Here is a 22,281-nt window from a genome sequence, read left to right on the forward strand (position 1 = left end):
GTCGATCGCGTCCTCGAGCTCAAAACCGAAGTGCAAATGGCTGCGTGAGCCCCAAAAACATCGAAGCCGGAGAACCAAAATGAAGACATGTTTGGTGGTCGATGATTCCAGCGTCGTGCGAAAGATCGCGCGCCGGATCCTGGAAGGCCTGGAATTCGAAGTTACTGAAGCCGAAGACGGCTCGAAAGCGCTGGAGATCTGCCGGCGTAAGTTGCCCGACGCGGTGCTGCTCGACTGGAATATGCCGGTCATGGACGGCTTCGAGTTCATGGGCCACATGCGCCGCCTGCCCGGCGGCGACCAGCCCAAGGTGGTGTTCTGCACCACCGAGAACAATGTGGCTCATATCGCCCAGGCGCTCAGCGGCGGTGCCAACGAGTACATCATGAAGCCGTTCGACAAGGATATTATCGCCGACAAATTTGCTGAAGTCGGCTTGATCCCGGTTGGACAAGTCATGGTCTGAGTCTGGCCCATTCGCCTAGCCAAAGTGTTCCCAGTACAGCTTTCGAGAGGCCATCCGTGACCCCGACCGAGTATGAGTATCTGCGTAAGTTCCTGAGGGATCATTCCGGGCTCGACCTGTCCGCAGACAAGCAATATCTGATCGAAAGCCGGCTGTTGCCGCTTGCCCGCAAGGCTGGGCTCTCCGGCATCGGCGAGCTCGTGCAGAAGCTGCAGGGTGGCGGCTCGAGCGCGCTGGTCACCAGCGTGGTCGAGGCCATGACCACCAACGAGACCTTCTTCTTCCGCGACAAGATCCCGTTCGATCATTTCCGCGATACCATCATGCCCGAAGTCATCAAGGCCCGCGCCGGCCGCCGCAGCTTGCGGATCTGGTGCGCCGCCGGTTCGACCGGGCAGGAGCCCTATTCGCTGGCGATGAGCCTGAAGGAGATGGGTGCCGCGCTCACGGGCTGGCGCGTCGAGATCATCGCGACCGACCTGTCGCAGGAGGTGCTGGAGAAGGCCAAGGCCGGCATCTACAGCCAGTTCGAAGTCCAGCGCGGGCTGCCGATCCAGATGCTGATGAAATATTTCAAGCAGACCGGCGAGACCTGGCAGATCAATCCCGAGCTGCGCGCGATGATCCAGCATCGGCAGCTCAACCTGCTGCATGATTTCGCCCAGCTCGGCACGTTCGACGTCATCTTCTGCCGCAACGTGCTGATCTATTTCGACCAGGACACCAAGATCAACATCTTCAACCGCCTCGCCCGCCAGATCGAGCCAGACGGCTTCCTGGTGCTGGGCGCGGCCGAAACCGTGGTCGGACTGACCGATACCTTCAAGCCGATTCCGGAGCGGCGCGGCCTCTACAAGCCCAATGATGCGCGCGCGGCCGCAGCCAGGCCGGCGCTCGCTGGCGCGCCGCCGCGGATGGCGGTGATGGCGGGACGATAAGCATGGCAGAGGATGGAAAGGGTACGGAGCGGGTAACGTTCAGCCGCGGCTATGATGTCTGCATCATGGCCATCGACGGCACTTGGCGGCGCGACTGCAAGCTCAACGCGATCTCCGACACCGACGCCATCCTCACGGTGGAAGGTTCGATCCAGGGTTTGAACCTGAAGGAATTCTTCCTGCTGTTGTCCTCCACGGGGCTTGCCTACCGCCGCTGCGAACTGGTGCGCGTCAACGGTGCCGAGATGGACATTCAGTTCCTGCGCGGCAAGAACAGGAAGAAGCGGGCGACCGGACACGACGCGGTCGTCTGATCTGCGCGCGGATCCGCCATCGCACTTTCCCGACACGTTACTTCACATTTTCTGAAAACATCTGGATGAATTCGCCGCACTGGCTTTACGTGGTCTAAGCGCGAACCGTGTATCGATTGCCGGTCTCAACTCAGGATACGGCAATGCCCAGAAGCCCTCTCTCCCCCGTCTCGTCAAACCTGCCCGACGTCGCCGAGCGGCGCGCGCTTCAGCTCTTGGTGGTCGATGACGACGCCACGCAGCGCAGCCTGATCACGGTCGCCGCCAGGCAGGCCGGCCACGAAGTCACCGTGGCGCCGTCCGTGGCGGATGCGATCGAAAAGCTTCGCACCGCGCGCTTCGACTGCGTGACGCTCGATCTCGTGCTGGAGGACGGCGACGGCATCGACGTGCTGCGCGAGATGGCAGCTGCGAAATTCGCAGGCGCCGTGATCGTCATCAGCGGCATGGACAGTAAGCGCCGCAGCGCCGCCCGCAACTTTGCCCGATCCGTCGGAATCGAGCTCCAGAGCCTGCCGAAGCCGCTCGATCTCGCGGCCCTGCGCATCAGCCTCGCCAATCTCGGCAAAGCCGCGATGGGCCTCCCTGCGATGCACACCTGGGGCGGTGTCGCGACCGACGCGATCGTGGAACGGCATCGCGCGTAAGGCTGGGAACAGTTATGCGATCGGGTGCGGCAGGTTTGCCGGACCCATCGCCATCTCCACCGGATCGGCGGATTCCGACAAGGATTGCAGCGCATGGCCGAGTCCGGCGCGGCAGGCGTTGAGGGCGGCGCTCGCCGTGGCGTAACGGGGCGTGAGGTTGTCGAGTACGAAAATGTCGGGGGAACCCGGCTGATTGCCATCGTCCGCCATCGCTGCGTCGAGCAGGCAGCATGCTGCTCTCGATCTGCGCGATCAAAGAGCGAAGATCGGCCACGATCAACTGACGGCTGTCGGCTTCGGGTGTCGTGGCGCGAGGGAACTGCCCGGCAAAATTGAGCATGGATATTCTCCGTCCCCTGCAATTAGACGCCTTGCCGCTACTTGTGCGTTAAGTCCATGTCCCGTACAAATACGGGTGGGCCGAATCTGCGCCGAACGCCATAACGGTTGGCGCGGACGCGAGTCCTTGTATCGCCGAATGGACGCTGCACATGGCCGAACAAACCACTCGTGGTGAAATCTTCGTCGTCGATGACGACCCTGCCGTTCGCGACACCTTGTCGATGGTGTTGAAGGCGGCAGGCTATGAGGTGATCTGTTTCGCAGATGGCGCAGCGTTGCTCTCCATCGCACGAAACCGCACGCCGGCTGCGATCCTGCTCGACGTGCACATTCCCGGAAAGTCGGGCCTCGACATTCTGAAGGAGCTGCATGGCGAGGATTATCCGGCGCCGATCTTCATGATCTCCGGGCAGGGCGACATCTCGATGGCGGTGGGCGCCATCAAGAGCGGCGCGCTCGACTTCATCGAGAAGCCGTTCAGAGGCAGCGAGATCGTGGGCCGGCTGGACGAGGCCATCGGGGCCTATGCACGCAGGCAGGCAGAGAGCGTATCGCCGAAATTCGGCTCACTGCATTTCCCCGGACGCGAGCCGTTGACGCGCAGGGAGCGCGAGGTGCTCGAACAGTTTGCCGCTGGTGCTTCCAACAAGGAAGCCGGCCGCACGCTTGGCATCAGCCCGCGCACGATCGAGGACCACCGCGCCAACATCATGAAGAAGCTCGGCGCGCGCAATGCCGCCGACCTGATCCGTATCGTGATGACGGCAGCCCAGCGCGCGTCGTAGACGCTGTCAGTGACGTTTCGTAGCCTGGATGGAGCGAAAGCGAAATCCGGGTCTTGTATCTGCGTCGGGACACGACCCGGATTGCGCTACACGCTCCATCCGGGCGACGGGTTACTGCACGATCATCATCACCCGCTCAGCGCCTTGTGGATGATCCGTGCGAGATCCGACTTGCGATAGGGCTTTGCCAGCAGCAGAACGCCCGAATCCAGCCGACCGTGGTGGATGATCGCATTCTCGGTGTAGCCGGACGTAAAGACCACCCTGAGATCGGGCCGCGTCTTCAACAGCTCGTCAGCAAGCTGCCGTCCATTCATCTTGCCGGGCATGATCACATCGGTGAACAGCAGGTCAAACGGCTTTCCGGCGGCGACGATCGCGAGTGCCTCCGCGGCGTTTGCGGCCTGCAAGGTGACGTAGCCGAGCGAATGCAGCTGCGCCAGCACGTAGTCGCGCACCAGCCGGTCGTCCTCGACCACGAGGATCGTCTCATGCCCGCCCTCGACCGTTGACGGCGTCACGCCGTCGGCGACCGCCGTGGCGGTCTTGCCGGGCGGCAGATATATCTTGATCGTGGTGCCGTGTCCTTCTTCGCTGTAGATCTTGATGTGGCCGGCGGACTGCTTGATGAAGCCGTAGACCATGGAGAGCCCGAGCCCGGTGCCCTTGCCGGGCCCCTTCGAAGTGAAGAAGGGGTCGAACACCCTGGGCAACATGTTGGTGGGGATGCCGGAGCCGGTGTCGCTCACGGCGATCAGCACGTAATGCCCGGGCGAGATGTCGTTGATACTGGCATAGACCTCATCGAGATAGGCAGCGCCCGTCTCGACGATCAGCTTGCCGCCGCCGGGCATGGCGTCGCGGGCGTTGAGCGCGAGGTTGAGGAGCGCGGTTGTCAGCTGATTAGGATCGACGATCGCGACACAGCTCTCATCCTCGAACACGGATTCGATCTGGATCTGCTCGCCCAGCGTCGGCCGCAACAGCTTCGCGGTGTCGATGATCAGCGAGTTGATGTCGATCTCGCGCGGCTGCAGCGGCTGCTTGCGCGCAAACGCAAGCAGATGCTGGGTCAGCTCGGCGCCACGCCCGGCGGCCTCGTCGATCATCTTCGCGATCGCCGCAAGTTCCGGCTCCTTGGCCACCGCGTCAGCCAGGATTTCGATCGTTCCGGTGATGACGGTGAGGATGTTGTTGAAATCGTGCGCCACCCCGCCGGTGAGCTGGCCGACCGCCTCCATCTTCTCGGCATGACGGATCCGCTCTTCGGCCGCGATCTTGTCGGTGAGGTCGCGGTAGAAGACGTTGAACAGGAGGCCCTTGCGGCGCTTCAGCGCCGTGACGCTCAACTCGGCCTTGAACTCCTTGCCGTCGCGGCGGCGGACCATCAGCTCGCGGCGGCGGTTGAGCGTCCGGCCGTCCGCGGACTCGACGAAACGCGCGAGGCCGGCATTGACCCTCCTGCGCTCACCCTCAGCGACGATCAGGTCGACCGCATTCTTGCCCAGCGCCTCGTCGCGCCGCCAGCCGAACAGCTCTTCGGCCCGCGAGCTCCAGTTCAGGATGCAGCTGGTCTCGTCGGTCTGGACGAAGGCGTCGAGCGAGGTCTCGACGATGTTGCGGGCGAGCCGTTCGCTCTCGCGCAGCGATTCCTGCACGAGCCGCGTCTCGGTCATGTCGCGTCCGACGAAGAAGAACCGCCTGGCCTGCCTAGACCAGCTGCCGAGCCAGGACAGCCAGACCTCATGCCCGTTCTTGTGCAAGCACCGGGTGTCGGCGAGCTTGGGGCGCTCGCCGCGCCGCATCGCCCGCATTTCGGCGCGTGCCTGCTCGAGATGGTCGGGATGAATGAAGTCGGCGCCGCTGCGGCCGAGCATCTGCTCCGGCCGGTAGCCGAGAATGGTCTCGCTGCTCGGACTGATCTGCGCGATATGGCCTCGCGCATCCATCACCATGATCAGGTCCTGCGAGGTATCGAAGAGCTGCCGCCGTTCCTCCAGTTGCTGCTGCAGCGCCCGTTCGGCGCGCCGGGCCTCGGTGAGGCTGCGCGCGCTCCCGGAGACGCCGATGATCTGGCCCGACGGTCCCTTGATCGGCGACAGGCTGAGCGAGATCTCGACCGGCGTGCCGTCCTTGCGCAGGCGCACCGTCTCGAAGCGTTCGATCGGCTCGCCTCCGGCGATCCGCCGCAAGATATCCTTGCCTTGCGCGCGTCGTTCGGCCGGGACGATGATCGAGGTGGACTGCCCGATCGCCTCGTCCGCCGAATAGCCATAGAGGCGTTCGGCGGCCGGATTCCAGCCGGTGATGATGGCATCGAGGGTCTGCATCACGATCGCATCGTCGGATGATTCGACCGCGGCGCTGAACAGGCGCTCGCGTTCCGCATGATGGCTTCGCGCCGCTTCGGTGCGGCGATGCTCCTCGACCTCGCGTTCGAGAGCGGCTGTTTTCGCCTGCGTCTCCTCGACCATCCGGGCAAAGGCCCGTGCCAGCACGCCCGTCTCGCCGCTGGCGTCGACGGGGATGTCCGCCGGCCGGCCGCTGCCGATTGCCTCCACGGCTCTGGTCAGCCGCCCGATCGGGCGCGTCAACGAGCGCGCCAGCAGCACCGCGAGCGAAGCCGCGGCGAGGACGGCAAGCACGCCGACGAGCAAGGACGTCTTTTGAATGGCCGCCGGCACGCGGCCGAACACCGACGGAGGCACCGTCTCGATGATCGCGACCCATTCCTTGCCCGCAAGCAGCGCCGGCGCGATCGCCGCGCCGCTCGGCCGGCCCGACCCGTCGGTGACAAGCTGCGTGGATACTTCCAGCGTGCCGGTCAGGCCGGCAAAAAATGGAAAGTCGTTGCGCCAGTTGGTGGGGTGGCCTCGCACCGAGCCGAATTCTTGCGCGCGATCGGGATGGACGAGATAGTCGCCGCGCGAATTCACGACGTAGATCTCTCCCCCCGAGCCCGGGGCCGAACGGACGCGGTCTAGTGCCGGACGCATGTCGATATTGGCGATGATGATGCCGAACGGCTTGCCGTCCGGTGCGAACAGCGGCGTCGCGACACGCAAAGTCGGGGTGTGAAGGGCCGTTGTTCCGCCCTGGCGGGTGGCGAGATCGACTGGCGAGACGTAGATTTCGCCCGGCGCCAGCCGAATTGTTTCCTGAAAATAGGCTCGCTCGCTCTTGCGCTCCAGTTCGCTGCTGGGGACGATCCGTACCGCTCCATTCGGGCCGGAGCGATCGACGCGGACCAGTTCGCGCTGGTCGTCGTCAAGACCGATGATTCGAAACTGTCCGTAGCTGGGTTTGGCCTCGATCTCGGCCGCGAGCCGCGATGCAATGCGCTCGCGCCAGGTTTGCTCCGAAACGTTGTCAGTGGCGTCGATGCCCCCACCCATGTGAGCGCGGATCAGGCCATTGATGGCTGCGGCGGAGCGATAGCCGACCAGATCGCCGCGAGCTCCGGCAACGTAGGATTCAAGATTGTTGGCCCGCAGGCGCGACTGGGCCTCGATGCGCTCCAGGACCCGGGGAATGACCGCTTGGGTGATATTGCGATAGCCCAGCCAGCCGACCGCGGCCACGGTAACCGCCACCAGCAGGATCATCGCAATGGCCAGCCGCGTGGCGAGCGTCATGCCGATATTCGCATCGTTGCTCGAATCGCCGCGCCTGTTCTGGCCTGGAACAGAACGGACGTCCTCATCATCGGCGGCCGGTGCTGACATCGGGACCCTCCGGCTTGCCCGCGTCCAGGCAACCGTCGACAGCCGCAAGCAGTGCGTCGGCCCGGAACGATTTCTGCAAGCTCGCTATCGCCCCGAGCTTGGTCGCCATCTTCAGGAAGTCCGGCTCGGCATAGGCATCCGGCGTGGCCGAGCGGCCGGAAATGACGATGATCGGAATAGCCGGCTGCAGCGCCCGGACGTGGCGCATCGTCTCCAGCCCGTCCATGCCGGGCATGAAGATGTCGAGGAACAAGAGGTCGAACCGGCTCGTCTCGAACAGCGCCAGCCCACTGCGGCCGTCGCCGGCGACCGTCACGTGATGACCGGCCCTCTCCAGGAGCAGCCGGTTCGTCATCTGCACGGCCGGATCGTCATCTACGATCAGGATGTTGGCCAAATTCCAGTCCTCCGAGCCCGATGGGAGGTCCAATTCGGTTGAGAGATTCGATGCCTCAATGTGAAATTGTTGCGCGGATTCTGCCCGGCCCGCAAGCGCTTCGCGACCGGCCGCAAGGCCGCCGGGCTCGTTATTGCATTGCACCGGGACATATGCACGTCTGTGAGCATAGCAGACGCCCGTTTCCCCTCAGTCCGGCGTCTTGCGAGGGATGGATCGCCTGTGGGAAGAGCAGGTGGGATTCCCCGGACGGACAAGGAAAATGACCACCAGGAAGAAAACACCCGACCAGCTCCGCAGCGCGCGCTGGTTCGCGCCCGACGACCTGCGCTCGTTCGGCCACCGCTCCCGCACCATGCAGATGGGTTACGCCCCCGAGGAGTGGAAGGACCGCCCGATCATCGCGATCCTCAATACCTGGTCGGACGCGCAGCCCTGCCACATGCATTTCAAGTCGCGCGTCGACGACGTCAAGCGCGGCGTCCTCATGGCCGGCGGCCTGCCGCTGGAGCTGCCGGCGCTGTCGCTGTCGGAATCGCTGCTCAAGCCGACCACGATGCTCTATCGCAATCTGCTGGCGATGGATGCCGAGGAGTTGCTGCGCAGCCATCCCGTCGACGGCGTGGTGCTGATGGGCGGCTGCGACAAGACCACGCCGGCGCTGCTGCTCGGCGCCACTTCGATGAATATCCCAGCGATCTATCTGCCGGCAGGTCCCATGTTGCGCGGCAACTGGAAGGGCAAAACGCTGGGCTCGGGTTCCGACGGCTGGAAATACTGGGACGAACGGCGCGCCGGAAAGATCTCCGACAAGGACTGGCTCGATATCGAAGCCGGCATCGCCCGCAGCTACGGCACCTGCATGACCATGGGCACGGCCTCGACCATGACCGCCATCGCGGAAGCGATCGGCATGACGCTGCCGGGTGCGTCCTCGATTCCAGCCGCGGATGCCAACCACATCCGCATGGCCAGCGAATGTGGCCGCCGCATCGTCGAGATGGTGTGGGAGGATCTGACGCCGAAGGCGATCCAGACGCGCAAGGCGTTCGAGAATGCGATCGCGGTCGCCATGGCGATGGGCTGCTCGACCAACGCGATCATCCATCTGATTGCCCAGGCTCGCCGCGCCGGTCAGGACATCGGGCTCGACGATTTCGAGATCGCGAGCCGCAAGGTCCCGGTCATCGCCAACGTCCGGCCGAGCGGCGATGCTTATCTGATGGAGGACTTCTTCTATGCCGGCGGCCTGCCGGCGCTGATGAGCCAGATCAAGCCGCATCTGCATCTCGACTGCATCACCGTCACCGGACGGACCCTGGCTGAGAACATCGCGCACGCCGAAGTGCACAATGACGACGTTATCCGCTCGGTCGACAACCCCATCTACAAGGAGGGCGCGCTCGCCGTGCTCAAGGGCAATCTCGCGCCGGATGGCTGCGTCATCAAGCCGAGCGCGTGCGAGACGCGTTTCCTCAAGCACACCGGCCCCGCGCTGGTGTTCGACGACTATCCGTCGATGAAGCAGGCGGTCGACGATCCCAATCTCGACGTCACCGCCGACCACATTCTGATCCTGCGCAATGCGGGGCCGCAGGGTGGGCCGGGTATGCCGGAATGGGGCATGCTGCCGATTCCGACCAAGCTCGTGAAGCAGGGCGTGCGCGACATGGTGCGCATCTCGGATGCGCGCATGAGCGGCACCAGCTACGGCGCCTGTATTCTGCATGTCGCGCCCGAGTCTTACGTCGGCGGTCCGCTCGCCCTGGTGCAGAACGGCGACCGCATCACGCTCGACGTCGCCGCGCGCACCATCAATCTCGACGTATCGGAGGCCGAGCTCGCAAAGCGCCGTGCCGCCTGGAAGGCGCCCGAGCGCCGCTTCGAGCGCGGCTATGGCTGGATGTTCACAAAGCACATCACGCAGGCCAATGACGGCTGCGACTTCGACTTCCTCGAGACCAGTTTCGGCGCGCCGATCGGCGAGCCGTCGATTTACTGACGCCGTCGTTCCGGGGCGCGAAGCGCGAGCCCGGAACCCATTTCACCGCGGCATTTGCGGCCCGATGGATTCTCAGATGCGCAATTGCGCATCTTAGCTCGCGCTGCGCGCGCCCCCGGAATGACAAGAGAGAGTACACCATGACCAAACTCACCGACGCCACCCGCAACAAGCTTAAGACCGTCTCAACCGCCACCGTCGCCACGGCATTGTTCAAGCGCGGCCTGCGCATCCAGATGATCCAGGATGTGCACCCGCTCGGCCCGGACCAGCCGACCATGGTCGGCGAGGCCTTCACGCTGCGCTACATGCCGGCGCGCGAGGACCTCAACACCATCGAGGTGTTTCGCGATCGCGCACATCCGCAGCGCAAGGCGGTCGAGGATTGCCCGGCAGGCAGCGTGCTGGTGATGGACAGCCGCAAGGACGCGCGCGCGGCCTCCGCCGGCGCGATCCTGGTAACGCGGCTGATGAAGCGCGGCGTTGCCGGCGTCGTCACCGACGGCGGGTTTCGCGATTCCGCCGAGATCGCCAAGCTCGGCTTCCCCGCCTTCCACCACCGCCCGAGCGCGCCGACCAACCTGACGCTGCACCACGCCATCGAGATCAACGTCCCGATCGGTTGCGGCGACGCGCCGGTGTTTCCCGGCGACGTCATTCTCGGCGATGCCGACGGCGTCATCGTGATCCCCGCCCATCTCGCCGATGAGATCGCCAATGAAACCTTCGAGATGACCGCGTTCGAGGATTTCGTCACCGAGGAAGTGAACAAGGGCCGCGGCATCTTCGGCCTCTATCCCGCCACCGATCCACAGACGCTGACCGATTTTGCGGCATGGCGGAAGGCGAAGGGAAGGTAGTTACGCCACAACACCGGTGTCGTCCCGGCCTAGTGCGCAATTGCGCACTAGGCCGGGACGACGGCGGAGGGTGTGGCTTACACCTCAGCCTCCGCCATCCCCGCTGCCCACAGCGCAAACGCATACACGATCGCGACTTCGTCGAGCCGGTTGAAGCGTCCCGCCGCGCCGCCGTGGCCGGCGCCCATGTTGGTGCGGAGCAGGACCGGGCCGCCGCCGCGCATGGTGGCGCGCAGGCGCGCGATCCATTTCGCCGGCTCCCAATAGGTCACGCGCGGGTCGGTCAAACCGCCCATCGCCAGGATCGCCGGATACTCCTTCGCGGCGACATTGTCGTAAGGCGAGTAGGACAGGATCGTCTCGAAATCCTTCTGGCTCTCGATCGGGTTACCCCACTCCGGCCATTCCGGCGGCGTCAGCGGCAAGGTGTCGTCGAGCATGGTGTTGAGCACGTCGACGAACGGCACTTCGGCGACGATGCCGGCGAACAATTCGCCCGCACGGTTGGCGACCGCGCCCATCAGCATGCCGCCGGCCGAACCGCCATGGCCGACGATGCGCTTTGCACTGGTGTACTTCGCGTCGATCAGCGCGCGTGCGCTCGCGGCGAAATCGTCGAAGCTGTTGGTCTTCTTCTCGCGCTTGCCGTCGAGATACCAGCCCCAGCCCTTGTCGGCGCCGCCGCGGATATGGGCGATGGCGTAAACGAAGCCGCGATCGACCAGCGACAGGCGGTTGGCGTTGAACGAAGCCGGCATCGCCATACCGTAGGAGCCGTAGCCGTAGAGCAGCAGCGGCGCGGAGCCGTCGAGCTCGAGTCCGAGCCGATGGAGGATCGACACCGGCACCTCCGCGCCGTCATGCGATTTCGCCATGATGCGGGTGGTGACGTAGTCGGCGGCGTCGTGGCCAGACGGAATCTCCTGGCGCTTGCGCAGGGTGCGCGTGCGCTTGGCCATGTCGTAGTCGTAGACCTCGGACGGCGTCGTCATCGACGAATAGGCAAAGCGCAGATTCGTCGTCTCGAATTCGTAGGAGCCCATCGTGTCGAGCGAATAGGCCGCTTCGTCGAAGGCGATCGCATGCTCCTCGTTGTCAGCGAGATCGCGGATCACGATTGCCGGCAGCGCATTGGCGCGCTCCAGCCGCACCAGGTGGCCGGCATAGAGATCGAAATCGATTATGTAGATGCCGGGGCGGTACGGAATCAAATCGCGCCAGTTCTTGCGCTCGGGAGAGGCGAGCGGCGCCGTGATGATCTTGAAGTCGATGGCGTCGTCGGCATTGGTGAGGATGAAGAGTTCATCGCCGCGGTCGCCCAGCGAATATTGCACGCCGTCCTCGCGCGCTGCGACCAGCCGCGGCGGCGCCTCGGGGTTTTCGAGATCGATCAGCCGCTGCTCCGACGTCTCGTGGTCGCCGCCGGCGATCACGCAGAAGCGGCCACTGGTGCTCTCGTGCAGATGGGTGAACCAGCCGGAATCCTGCTCCTCATAGACCAGGGTGTCGTCGGCCTGTCTGGTGCCGAGCCGGTGCCGCCACACCTGCATGGGGCGGTGATTGTCGTCGAGCTTCACATAGAAGAAGCTCTTACAATCCTTGCTCCAGACGATGCCGCCGTCGGTCTCCTCGACGACATCGTCAAAATCCTTGCCCGTCGCCCAATCGCGCACCCGGATCGAGAAATATTCCGAGCCCTTGGTGTCCGCGCTCCAGGCTTGCAGCTTGTGATCGGGCGAATGCCGGCTGCCGCCGAACTTGAAATATTTGTGGTCTTTCGCAAGCGCGTCGCCATCGAGCACGATGTGACCCTCGCCGCCATCGCGCGGCATGCGGCCGAACAATTCATGCTGCCCGCCTTCGCGAAACTTGCCGAAATAGGCGAACGGACCATCCGGCGACGGCACGCTGGAATCGTCCTCCTTGATGCGCCCGCGCATCTCGCGGACCAGCGTCTTTTGCAGCGCTCCGGTGTGGCCGAGCAGGCTCTCGGTGTAGATATTCTCTTCGTCAAGGTATTTGCGGATGTCGGGATCGAGCACGCTGGGATCGCGCAGCACCTCCTGCCATTTGTCGTCCTTCAGCCAGGCATAGTCGTCGCTCACGGTGATGCCGTGCCGCGTGAAGGAATGCGGCCGGCGCGGGGCGATTGGGGGCTGGGAAGGCGTTTTGGCTTGTGTCACTCGGTCCTCGTTCATTAACGCAGCGTCGGTTTTTCGCCTCGCTTGCGGGGGAAGGGAAGGCGCGTCGTCTTATATCGTCCCGATTCCATGAATTGCCAGCGGCCGGGTCAAGAACTGCGCGAAGTCGCCGGGTTGTTGATCGAGCGCTTGTATGCTTTAGGGCTATGTCCCCGCCGCCGGTCCAGCTCGATGCTATTCAATTCCTATCCGTTCATCTTGCTGTTCCTGCCGGCCGTGCTGGTCGGGTACTTCTGGCTCGGGCGACGCAGCAATCTGACCCCGGTGATCTGGCTGACGGCAGCCTCGCTCGCCTTTTACGCCATCGGCAATTGGCAATTCGCAGGCTTGTTGCTGGCCTCGATCGCCTTCAACTATAGCGTCGGCTATCTCCTGATTGAGAAAAAGCTCACCCCCTCGCAGCGCCGGGTGGCACTTACGCTCGGCGTTGCCGGCGATCTGCTCGTGCTCGGCATCTTCAAATATGCCGGCTTCGCCGCCGACAATCTCAATGCGCTGCTCGGCACGCATGTCGCGGTCCACATCCTGCTGTCGGTCGGCATTTCCTTCTACACCTTCACCCAGATCGCGTTCCTGGTCGATGCCTGGCGCGGCCAGGTCGCGGCCTATGCGCTGCCGCACTATGCGCTGTTCGTGACCTACTTCCCGCATCTGATCGCAGGCCCGATCCTCCACCACAAGGACATGATTCCGCAATTCGAGCGGGAGAAGTCGAAGCATCCCGACCCGCATCTGATGCTGTGCGGCGTGATCATCTTCGCGATCGGCCTGTTCAAGAAGACCTGCCTCGCCGACGGCATCCAGCCCCTGGTCGTGCTCGCCTTCGACGCGCGTTCGCCGAGCTTCGACCAGGCCTGGCTCGGCGCTCTCGCCTACACGTTTCAACTCTATTTCGATTTCTCCGGCTATTCCGACATGGCGATCGGCATCTCGCTGATGTTCGGCATCTTTCTGCCCGTCAACTTCAACTCGCCCTACAAGGCCACGAGCATCGTCGAGTTCTGGCGCCGCTGGCACATGACGCTGTCGCAATTCCTGCGCGACTATCTCTACATCCCGCTCGGCGGCAACCGCCGCGGCCGCGCGCTGCGCTATATCAATTTGATGCTCACGATGCTGCTCGGCGGGCTCTGGCACGGCGCGGCCTGGACCTTCGTCGTGTGGGGCGCGCTGCACGGCGCCTATCTCTGCATCAATCACGTCTTCAATGCGCTGTTGCCCAACATCCCGTCGCCCCTTGCGCGCCCAGCCCGCGTTGCGGGGACCGTGCTGACTTTCGTCGCCGTCGTCGTCGCCTGGGTGTTCTTCCGCGCCGAACGGGTCGATTGGGCGATGCGAGTTATCGGCGCCATGGCGGAGCCTTCGAACATTGCCTTCGGCCGCGAGGAGATCGTGGCCCTCGTCATGGTATCGATCTATGCTGCGCTGGTGTGGCTGGCGCCGAATACGCAAGAGATCATGGGCTACGATCACCGCAACCGCAGCGTCGGCGACGACTTGCGAGCAGGACGGATGCGGCCGCTGTTTCTTTATGGCGCGTCACTGGTGCTCGCGTTCGGAATTCTCGGCATCCAGAGCCACAGCGAATTCATCTATTTCCGGTTCTGATGCGGGGCACCTTCACCAATTTGAGCCGCCTTCTCCTCGCCAGCGCGGTGGGCGTGCTGGGCGCGGCTGCGCTCACCTTCGTCCTCGATCCGCTGCAGCTGTTCCGCCCATCGCGCCTCGTCTCGCCGTTCTATTCCGACGAAACGCGCATGCAGAATGCCGGGCTGATTCGCAGCCAGTCGTTCGACACGGCGTTCATCGGCTCATCGCTCGCGATCCATTTCCGCCAGAGCGACATCGACCGCGCGCTTGGCGTTCAGTCGCTCAAGCTGGCGATGACCGGGTCCAATTCACGCCAGCAGGGATTTGTGCTGGAGCATGCGATCGGCCGCGGCGCTCGGCGCGTGATCTGGGAAATGGACGACTGGATCTTCGTTGATGCGCCCGACATCGACGCCGATCCCTATCTGTCGGCCGATCTCTATCGCGGGACGACAAAGGGGATCGCGAGCTATCTGTTCGGCGCCGCGATGGCGAAGGAATCCTTGTTCGCGGTGGTGCGATCGATTCCGCCGCTGCGGCAGTCGCTGACCGCGGCGGCGCCGTTTCTCCCGGTCAAGTTCGCACTGTCCGATGTCGACGACATCTACGCGCTGCCGCGGGACTTCGACCTTGCGCGCGCCTACAACGCACAGCGAACATTTGCCGCCTTCGCCTATATCACCGATCCCGTGCGCAGCCGCTTTCTCGGCGAAGGCTATGGTTATGACGCCATGGTGCGGCATTTGGAGCGCGACGCGGTCGGGCTGATCTCGCGCCATCCGGACGTGACCTTCGACATCTACTTCCCGCCCTATTCGATCCTGCAATTCGTCGCCATGCGCGAAGCCTCACCGGCGACACTGAAGATCGTCTACGATTTCACGGCCCTGATTGCGCAGCGCCTGACGCAGCTTCCCAATGTGCGCCTCCACGATTTCCGCGCGATCAGGGAGGTGACCCACGACCTCGGCAATTACGGCGACGTCATCCACCATTCGCCGGCGGTCGATGCGAAGGTGTTGGCGTGGCTGGCGAGTGGGGAATACGTGGTCGATCCGAAGACACCGCTCACCTCGCTCGATGCGCTGAAAGCGCAGGTCGAGGCGTATCGGATAAATCAGCCGTAGCCCAAATACTCCGATGTCGTCCCGGACAAGCGCCCTCAAGCGCGCGCAGATCCGGGACCCATAGCCACAGGAAGTCGTTGGGACGCGAGCTGATAACTCCGAGTCTTCGCCAAACCACATCCTGTGGCTATGGGTCCCGGATCGGCGCTCCGTCTGACGACGCTACGCGTTGCCAGATTGCGCTTGTCCGGGACGACAGCGGAGTGCTGAGTTACACCGCCACCTCTTCGCCGAGATACGCCACCGCGGCCTCGAGGCCGCCCTTGCCGTGCGGGATCTTCAGCGCATTCAACCCGATCTCGATGACGCCGAGCGTGCCGAGCAGCATTGGCGCATTCACATGGCCCATATGGGCGATGCGGAAGGCCTGGCCGGAGAGATCGCCGATGCCGGTGCCGAGCACCACACCGCACTTCTCCTTGCAATAGCGTTGCAGCAGCGCCGGATCATGGCCGTTGCTCATGGTCACCGTGGTCACGGTGTTGGAGCGCTCGCTGGCTTCGGCGACATTGAAGCCGAGCGCCTGGCCTTCCGACCACATGGCAACAGCGCGGCGCGCAGCCTCGCCGAGCAGGCTGTGGCGGCGGAAGGCGTTCTCCAGCCCTTCCTCGTGCAACAGGTCGATCGCTTGGCGCAGCGCGAACAGCAGATGCACCGGCGCGGTGCCGGCATATTTGCGATAGTGCTCGCTGCCCTCGCGCTCGCTCCAGCTCCAATAAGGCGTGCTCATGTTGGCCGTCTTGTGTACTTCCAGCGCGCGCGCATTGGCGGCGACGAAGCCGAGGCCGGGCGGCGTCATCAGGCCCTTCTGCGAGCCGGACATCGCGACGTCGATGCCCCATTTGTCCATCTCGAACGGCATGCAGCCGAGCGAGGCCACGGTGTCGACCATGTACAGCGCCGGATGGCCACTGGCCTTGATCGCCTTGCCGATTGCCTCGATGTCGTTCTGCACGCCCGAGGCCGTATCGACCTGGACGACGACCACAGCCTTGATGGTGTGCTCCTTGTCGCGGCGCAGGCGCTCCTCGACCTCGTGCGGCCGTACCGCGCGGCGCCAGTCGCCCTTGAGCACCTCGACCTCGGCCCCCATCAGCGCCGCCGCATTGCCCCAGCCGATCGCGAATCGCCCGCTCTCCAGCACCAGCACCTTGTCGCCGCGTGACAGCACGTTGCTCAGCGCCGCTTCCCAGGCACCGTGGCCGTTGGCGATGTAGATGTAGGACTTGCCCTTGGTCGCAAACAAATTCGAGATGTCGCGAAGCAGGCTCTCGGTCAGATCGGTCATCTGCTTGGAGTAGATGTCGATCGCCGGACGATGCATCGCCTGCAGCACCTCGTCGGGCATCGTGGTGGGCCCGGGGATGGCCAGAAATTCCCGGCCCGCGCGAACGGTCATTGCTGTTGGTCCTTGTGTCGTGAAGACGGTCTGGAGGATTGATGATTTACGTTTCTACGCGTTGGAGGCGCCCAAGAAAAGCACGCAAAACGCAGGTCTGAAGTGGGTTATCGCTTCGTCTTGCGGCAGCCGGCGGCTTCCGCCTCATCGACCGAGCAGAACCAGCGGGTGCCCTTGCTGATTTTCATCTTGATCTGGGTGTACCAGCGGCTGTTCGGAGTGTGGTAGATGCACTCGCCGGCGCTGTTGACATTGCCCTTGATGGTGCAGTCGGGCGAGGGCGCGACCGGCCCCGAGGCCGAGGCGAGCAGCACCGAATGCGCGCCATCGGGCGGCTTGGTGGCGCCCAGGATGGTGGTCTTCTTGTTGCGCACGCGCCAGTCCCATGGCGCGATGAAGGCGCCCTGCCACATCCCAGCCTTTGCCTCGCGCGCGGCAGCCTCGTCGGCATCGTAGTCGTGGGACATGCGGGCGTAAGCGAGCGCCCAGCCGCTCCGCACCAGCCATTTCTGGATATCCTCGCCGCCGACCTCGCAGCGGGCCACGGTGCGGCCGCGCCGGTCGATCGCGCGGGCATGACAGACCCAGTTCTTGCCCTCGGTGTACTTGGCGAGCTCGTCGCGCGCAGCGACGCCGCAGGTCCAGCGCTCGCCCTTGGTGTTGAGGCAGAGCTGATCGGACGACGGCGCATCGATGCCGCCGAGCCGGATCCGATTGTTGCCGATCAGGACAGAATCGCCGTCGCGGACCTTTGCGGTGCCGGTGATGTCGGCAGCCTGCGCCAGCGACGGCAAGCCGGGCAAAGATAAGGCGAGCAGTGACAGCGCAATCAGGAATTTTCGCAACATGCCGGTCCGCGTGTGAAGAAAATCTCGATAAGCCCCGCAATTGTGGTCGGCTTTGGGCCGCCCGGCCAGCGCTCGTCTAACACATGAGCGGTCAACTTCCTGTCATTGGGCGACGGTCCAGTAGGGTGGGCAAAGCGAAGCGTGCCCACCATATCTGACATTGCGGAGGAATGGTGGGCACGGCGCGCGAACGGCGCGCCTTTGCCCACCCTACGCTTCCGCGTCCGAAACGAGGCCTACCCCCGCCCCATCATCGCCCGCCGCGCTACCGCCAGTCCCATCAGCACGAACGCCGACGTTACTTCCGGGCCGCCGACCAGGATCCGCGTCGGCGTCTTCATCTTGTTCCACTCATAGGCGCGGAACGGGCCGCGGCGGCCGCCCTCGCCGAGGCTAGCGACGATCACGTTCAGCGCCGGCGCAAAGGCACGCGGGTCGGTGCCGAGATGACCGAGCGCGATCAGCGCCAGCGCCGCGTCAAACACGTTCATCTCGGCGGCCATCAGCTCGCCCTGAACGTAGGAGAGCACGCGGTGACGGATGAAATCGAAGGCGCCGTCGGGGTCGATCGCGGCCTGCGCTGCCAGCGGCAGCGCCAGGAACGCGGCATAGCAGCGGCCGAAATAGGCGCTGTAGAGCTCCGGCAGATAGTAGATGTGCGAACGCGGATTGGCGAAGGCGCCGCTTGCGGCCAGCCGCTTCTGAAAGCCGATGATGCGATGCACGGTCGCCAGCCGCGCCGGCGTCTCCAGGATCTTCCAGCGCGCGAGGTTGCGAAAGCTCACCTCGAGAATGTCGAGATTGAGCGTCGGATCGAGATCGTTGCCATAGGGCCGCTCGCCGGCGAGATTGTCGATCCAGGTGGCAACGCCGCCTTCGTAGTCGATATTGTCGTTGAGCGGCACGGTCACGCGCGGCTCGTTCACGCCCGCGCGCACCTGGTAGCCGGCATAGAAATCCAAGAGCGGCTGGTCGAGAATCGGATCGTTGCAGCCGGCCTGGGTCGCCGCGGAGATCGAGCAGGCCGTGGTGTCGCAATCCGGCACGTAGACGCCGAAGCCGAGCTCCTGCTTGATCTGGGCGAAAAAGCGGGAAAATCGCGGATGCGGCGCCGGCGCCAGCGCGGTGATGACGTCAAAGCGCGCGCCGTCGCTGCCCTGAACCTCTTCGCGGCTGATGTTGACGCAGAAATCGACCATGTCGGCGATGGCGCGCTTCGCCGCGATCGCGTCGGTGGGCGAGGCGAGCCCGGTCTCGACATAGCCGAGCAGCGCTTCGATGAAGAACGCGTCGTAATAGGCCGAACGGTGGCGGATCTGCACCGGCTCCCACATCGGTTCGGCAATGCCCTTCCAGGGCGGATTGACGACGGCGCGCGCGGGCGAGCGCGCGATGAAGACGCGGGCGAGGTTGAACAGCAGCGACGAATTCTTGTAGCCGCGCGCGTTCAAGCCGGTCAGCGCCATGATCAGCTCGCGCCCGCGGAAGTCGGGATCGCCGATCAGGTTGAAGGCGGCATAGGTCGGCAGGAAGTCGTTGCGGCGATAGGAACCCAGCAGGTGCTGTGCGCAGTCGCGGATCACGCTGTCGATCTGCGCCTGCGTCGGCATGGCGCCGACGAATGGCGCCGGCGGCCGCTTGGGATGATCCAGCGCGATGGTGTCGACGAGGTCGGCGACGGGCTGGCCGGCGATTGCCCAGTCGGGCTCGGCATCGTCGCGGACGCGGACCAGCGCCTCGCGCAGCCGGTTCAGCTTGGCCTCGTCGCGCAGTTCGGGCAGCCCGGCACGGCGCAGCAGCACCCGCAGGGCGGGATTGCCGAGCGCGGTCTTGTAGAATTTGGCCAGATGCGGATCGCCGCTGGCTCGGCCCGACAATACGGGATCGCAGACGTCGTAAAGCGAGGGGCCATCCTTGCGCGCCGTCAGCGCCCGGCAGGCGGCGCTGGCAAAATAATGAAAGCTCATGAAATACCTGGTCGCGGGGCCTTGGCCGAGGGCCGTCCGGCATGCTCCCAGCTGCACGCCGCCCCCGCAAGTCTTTGAAAAAACTACCCGGATTCGCAGGAAATTCAAATGTGACGAGGGTCACGGAAAATCCGGCACGAGGACTGCATGGATCGGGGCGGTGACAAGGGGGTGGCGATGAAAAAATATGCAGATTGCGGGCGTCGGATTGGCTAATGGATTCAGCCACTTAGTTCAAATTTTGGGCAATCTCTTGCCGGGGGGCCTATATCCGGTTAAGGGTTTGTTTGGTGCGGCGCCGCAAATTGCGCGCAATTCGGGGGCACACCCCCGGCCGATCCCTCAAACCAAAAGCCGCCATCGCGCTACTCAAGCAGTGTGCGCGCGCTTGGCTGGTCTTTGGCACGGACAGGAACGAACCGAGATGAATGTAAGGCAGCTCGATCTCTCACGACGCACGATTGCGGTCGCCGCGGCCCTCATCGGCACGGTGTCGCTGGCGATCGGCGCCCATGCTGCTCTCAACATGCGTGCAATCGATGCCGCCAAGGCCGTCACGACCGACCAGATCACGGGCTCGATCGGCCATGCCTCGCGTCTGGCGCTGGTCATCGGCAATGGTCACTATCCCGACGCCAGCGCGCCGTTGACGCAGTCGATCAACGATGCCCGCGCGCTGTCCTCGGCGCTGCGCAAGAACGGTTTTGACGTCGACATGGTGGAAGACGCGAGCAAGGACGACATGGTTCGCGCCGTCAACCGCCTGAAGTCCCGGATCAAGCACGATACCGTGGTCATGCTGTTCTTCGGCGGCTATGGCGTGCAGGCCGGCCGCGAGAGCTACATGCTGCCGGTCGATGCCGTGATCTGGAAGGAGAGCGACGTCCGCCGCCACGGCGTCTCCATCGACGGCGTGCTCGAGATGATGAAGGAGCAGGGCGCCAAGGCCAAGCTCGTCGTCGTCGATGCCTCCCGCCGCAATCCCTATGAGCGCCGCTTCCGTTCCTACAGCCACGGCCTGGCGCCGATCGGCACGCCCGACAATGCGCTGATCCTCTCCTCGGCATCGCCCGGCAAGGTCGCCGACGACGGCAAGGGCGAGCACAGCACGCTGGTCAGCGAGTTCCTCAACAACCTCGATGCCCAGGCCAGCGCGGAAAGCGTCTTCAACAAGACCCGCATCGCCATCTCCCGCGCCTCCGAAGGCGACCAGGTCCCGACCGTGTCCTCGTCGCTGCTCGAAGACGTCCGCCTCAGTGAGGCCGGCGGCTAGTTCTCGGCGACGATTGTAGGGTGGGCAAAGGCGCAAAGCGCCGTGCCCACCATCTCTTCCGGATGTCAATAGAAGGTTAAGAGGTGGGCACGCTTCGCTTTGCCCACCCTACGAACGACGTGCTTGGCGCGCATCTGCCCCCACAACATCATTGCGAGCGAAGCGAAGCAATCCAGAGTCCCTCCGCGGAAAGATTCTGGATTGTTTCGCTGCGCTCGCAATGACGATCGGAGTTGACTACTTCACCGCTTCCGCGCTCGCCATCACCGGGCGCACCGGATCGCCTTCGCGCAGCAGCGCGCCGGCGCGGGCGACGACGATGTCGCCTTCGTTGAGGCCGTCACGGACCTCGATATTGCCGCCCGACATCAATCCGACCTCGACGCGCTTGGTCTCGACGCGATTGCGGCGGATCACCTGCACCACGGTGCCGGCGGACGAATATTGCACGGAGGTCAGCGGCACCGCGACGTTGCAGCTCTGCCCGGTCTTGATCAGCGCGCGTCCGCTTGCGTTCAGCAGCAGCCGCTTCTGCGACGAGATGCCGATATAGACCAGGCCCTGCTGAATGTTCGGCTCGACCGTCGGCCCGATGCGGCGCACCTTGCCGTCCATATCGCCTGCGCCGGCGATGCGCACGGTCGCCGGTTGATTGACCGCAAGCCTCCTGATGTCGCTGGTCGCCACCAGGCCGACGAGATCATATTCGCTGCGCGCCACGATCGTGAACAGCGCCTCGCCCTTGGCCGAGGCGAGTCCGCCGATCTGCGCCGTCGACGTGGCGATGATGCCGGCCACCGGCGCTGCGACCTGGAGCGTGCCGCCTTCGGGCAGCGCCAGCCGCGCCAGCACCTGGCCGGCCGTGGTGGTGTCGCCGGCTTCCGCCAGCACCTCCGTCACCTTCAAGCCCGGACGCTCCGGGCGCACCGAAGTCTCCTCGCGCGCCGCGATCGTGCCGGTGGCCTCGACGATGTCCGAGAAACAGGATTTTGCCGCCTTCAACACCGTGACCGCCGGCCCCTTGGGCGTGTCCTTGGGCGCATCCTTGGGCTCATCGGCGGCAGGCGCGGGCTGGGCGGACAGCACCAGCAGTCCGGCGAGGGCAACGAGTTTTTGGGAAAAGCAACGCGCAGGCAATGGACGCATGGGTCATTCCGGTTGGCCGCAAGGCCTCAATCGATAGCAGAAGCGGTCGCGGCCGGCCATGGGCGGGCAAGGGCCGGCGATGTCGCAGCGGACGGCGCGATGCCGCCCGTTGAATTAGTCGCGGGAATGAAGATGAGGTTCGCCCTTCTACCCTCCCCTGGAGGGGGAGGGTCGATCGCGCGAAGCGCGAGCGGGGTGGGGTGATCTCTCAATTCGGGCAGTGAGCGATGCGGAGAGACTGTCACCCCACCCCG

General features: G+C 64.4%; 18 protein-coding genes. 10 read left to right on the forward strand and 8 right to left on the reverse strand.

The window, feature by feature from the left end; all coding sequences use genetic code 11:
* Positions 1 to 79: 79 nt before the first annotated feature.
* From FXV83_RS10895 to FXV83_RS10910, 4 genes are all read left to right on the forward strand, one after another.
* Positions 80 to 466, forward strand: coding sequence for a response regulator (locus FXV83_RS10895; protein ID WP_148739175.1), 387 nt, complete (start codon positions 80 to 82; stop codon positions 464 to 466).
* Between the two features lie 56 nt (positions 467 to 522).
* Complete coding sequence (locus tag FXV83_RS10900) at positions 523 to 1,404, forward strand: CheR family methyltransferase (protein ID WP_148739176.1); 882 nt, start codon at positions 523 to 525, stop codon at positions 1,402 to 1,404.
* Between the two features lie 2 nt (positions 1,405 to 1,406).
* Complete coding sequence (locus FXV83_RS10905) at positions 1,407 to 1,718, forward strand: PilZ domain-containing protein (RefSeq protein WP_148739177.1); 312 nt, start codon at positions 1,407 to 1,409, stop codon at positions 1,716 to 1,718.
* Positions 1,719 to 1,861: 143 nt separating this feature from the next.
* Complete coding sequence (locus tag FXV83_RS10910; RefSeq protein WP_148739178.1) at positions 1,862 to 2,365, forward strand: response regulator; 504 nt, start codon at positions 1,862 to 1,864, stop codon at positions 2,363 to 2,365.
* Between the two features lie 12 nt (positions 2,366 to 2,377).
* Here FXV83_RS10910 and FXV83_RS45125 read toward each other — a convergent pair whose 3' ends face one another.
* A complete protein-coding gene (locus tag FXV83_RS45125; protein ID WP_347341045.1) occupies positions 2,378 to 2,575 on the reverse strand; it encodes a hypothetical protein in 198 nt (65 codons plus the stop codon).
* Between the two features lie 281 nt (positions 2,576 to 2,856).
* On the opposite strand from FXV83_RS45125, the gene FXV83_RS10920 reads away from it, so the two are divergent.
* On the forward strand, positions 2,857 to 3,492 hold the full coding sequence (locus FXV83_RS10920) for a response regulator transcription factor (RefSeq protein WP_148739179.1): 636 nt from the start codon (positions 2,857 to 2,859) through the stop codon (positions 3,490 to 3,492).
* Between the two features lie 128 nt (positions 3,493 to 3,620).
* Here the strand turns inward: FXV83_RS10920 and FXV83_RS10925 are convergent, their stop codons facing one another.
* Positions 3,621 to 7,217, reverse strand: coding sequence for a PAS domain S-box protein (locus FXV83_RS10925; protein ID WP_148739180.1), 3,597 nt, complete (start codon positions 7,215 to 7,217; stop codon positions 3,621 to 3,623).
* Positions 7,195 to 7,614 carry a response regulator gene (locus tag FXV83_RS10930; RefSeq protein WP_148739181.1) on the reverse strand — a complete coding sequence of 140 codons (420 nt, stop codon included), beginning with the start codon at positions 7,612 to 7,614 and terminating at the stop codon, positions 7,195 to 7,197. Before FXV83_RS10930 ends, FXV83_RS10925 begins: the two co-directional genes overlap by 23 nt.
* Before the next feature lie 262 nt (positions 7,615 to 7,876).
* Between FXV83_RS10930 and araD the strand changes: the two genes are divergently transcribed.
* On the forward strand, positions 7,877 to 9,616 hold the full coding sequence (gene araD / locus FXV83_RS10935) for an L-arabinonate dehydratase (RefSeq protein WP_148739182.1): 1,740 nt from the start codon (positions 7,877 to 7,879) through the stop codon (positions 9,614 to 9,616).
* A 140-nt stretch (positions 9,617 to 9,756) separates the two neighbouring features.
* On the forward strand, positions 9,757 to 10,476 hold the full coding sequence (locus FXV83_RS10940) for a ribonuclease activity regulator RraA (protein WP_148739183.1): 720 nt from the start codon (positions 9,757 to 9,759) through the stop codon (positions 10,474 to 10,476).
* A 77-nt stretch (positions 10,477 to 10,553) separates the two neighbouring features.
* Here the strand turns inward: FXV83_RS10940 and FXV83_RS10945 are convergent, their stop codons facing one another.
* Positions 10,554 to 12,659, reverse strand: a complete 2,106-nt coding sequence (locus FXV83_RS10945) for a S9 family peptidase (protein ID WP_148739184.1) — start codon at positions 12,657 to 12,659, stop codon at positions 10,554 to 10,556.
* A 189-nt stretch (positions 12,660 to 12,848) separates the two neighbouring features.
* Between FXV83_RS10945 and FXV83_RS10950 the strand changes: the two genes are divergently transcribed.
* Together FXV83_RS10950 and FXV83_RS10955 are read left to right on the forward strand one after the other, a co-directional pair.
* Positions 12,849 to 14,285 carry an MBOAT family O-acyltransferase gene (locus FXV83_RS10950; RefSeq protein ID WP_148739185.1) on the forward strand — a complete coding sequence of 479 codons (1,437 nt, stop codon included), beginning with the start codon at positions 12,849 to 12,851 and terminating at the stop codon, positions 14,283 to 14,285.
* Positions 14,285 to 15,394, forward strand: a complete 1,110-nt coding sequence (locus FXV83_RS10955; RefSeq protein ID WP_148739186.1) for a hypothetical protein — start codon at positions 14,285 to 14,287, stop codon at positions 15,392 to 15,394. The genes FXV83_RS10950 and FXV83_RS10955 overlap by 1 nt, the downstream gene beginning before the upstream one ends.
* A gap of 211 nt (positions 15,395 to 15,605) precedes the next feature.
* On the opposite strand, the gene FXV83_RS10960 is transcribed toward FXV83_RS10955, so the two are convergent.
* The 3 genes from FXV83_RS10960 to FXV83_RS10970 form a co-directional block, all read right to left on the reverse strand.
* Positions 15,606 to 16,793, reverse strand: a complete 1,188-nt coding sequence (locus tag FXV83_RS10960) for a pyridoxal-phosphate-dependent aminotransferase family protein (protein WP_148739187.1) — start codon at positions 16,791 to 16,793, stop codon at positions 15,606 to 15,608.
* A 107-nt stretch (positions 16,794 to 16,900) separates the two neighbouring features.
* Positions 16,901 to 17,641: a thermonuclease family protein gene (locus FXV83_RS10965; protein WP_148739188.1), complete on the reverse strand. Its 741-nt coding sequence runs from the start codon at positions 17,639 to 17,641 to the stop codon at positions 16,901 to 16,903.
* A 236-nt stretch (positions 17,642 to 17,877) separates the two neighbouring features.
* Positions 17,878 to 19,608: a hypothetical protein gene (locus tag FXV83_RS10970; RefSeq protein ID WP_148739189.1), complete on the reverse strand. Its 1,731-nt coding sequence runs from the start codon at positions 19,606 to 19,608 to the stop codon at positions 17,878 to 17,880.
* 424 nt (positions 19,609 to 20,032) lie between these two features.
* On the opposite strand from FXV83_RS10970, the gene FXV83_RS10975 reads away from it, so the two are divergent.
* Positions 20,033 to 20,881, forward strand: coding sequence for a caspase family protein (locus tag FXV83_RS10975; protein ID WP_148739190.1), 849 nt, complete (start codon positions 20,033 to 20,035; stop codon positions 20,879 to 20,881).
* Positions 20,882 to 21,118: 237 nt separating this feature from the next.
* Here the strand turns inward: FXV83_RS10975 and FXV83_RS10980 are convergent, their stop codons facing one another.
* Positions 21,119 to 22,027 (reverse strand): efflux RND transporter periplasmic adaptor subunit, encoded by a 909-nt coding sequence (locus FXV83_RS10980; protein ID WP_148739191.1) that lies wholly within the window; start codon positions 22,025 to 22,027, stop codon positions 21,119 to 21,121.
* Between the last annotated feature and the right edge of the window lie 254 nt (positions 22,028 to 22,281).

The sequence above is a fragment of the Bradyrhizobium hipponense genome (assembly GCF_008123965.1).
GTDB lineage: Bacteria > Pseudomonadota > Alphaproteobacteria > Rhizobiales > Xanthobacteraceae > Bradyrhizobium > Bradyrhizobium hipponense.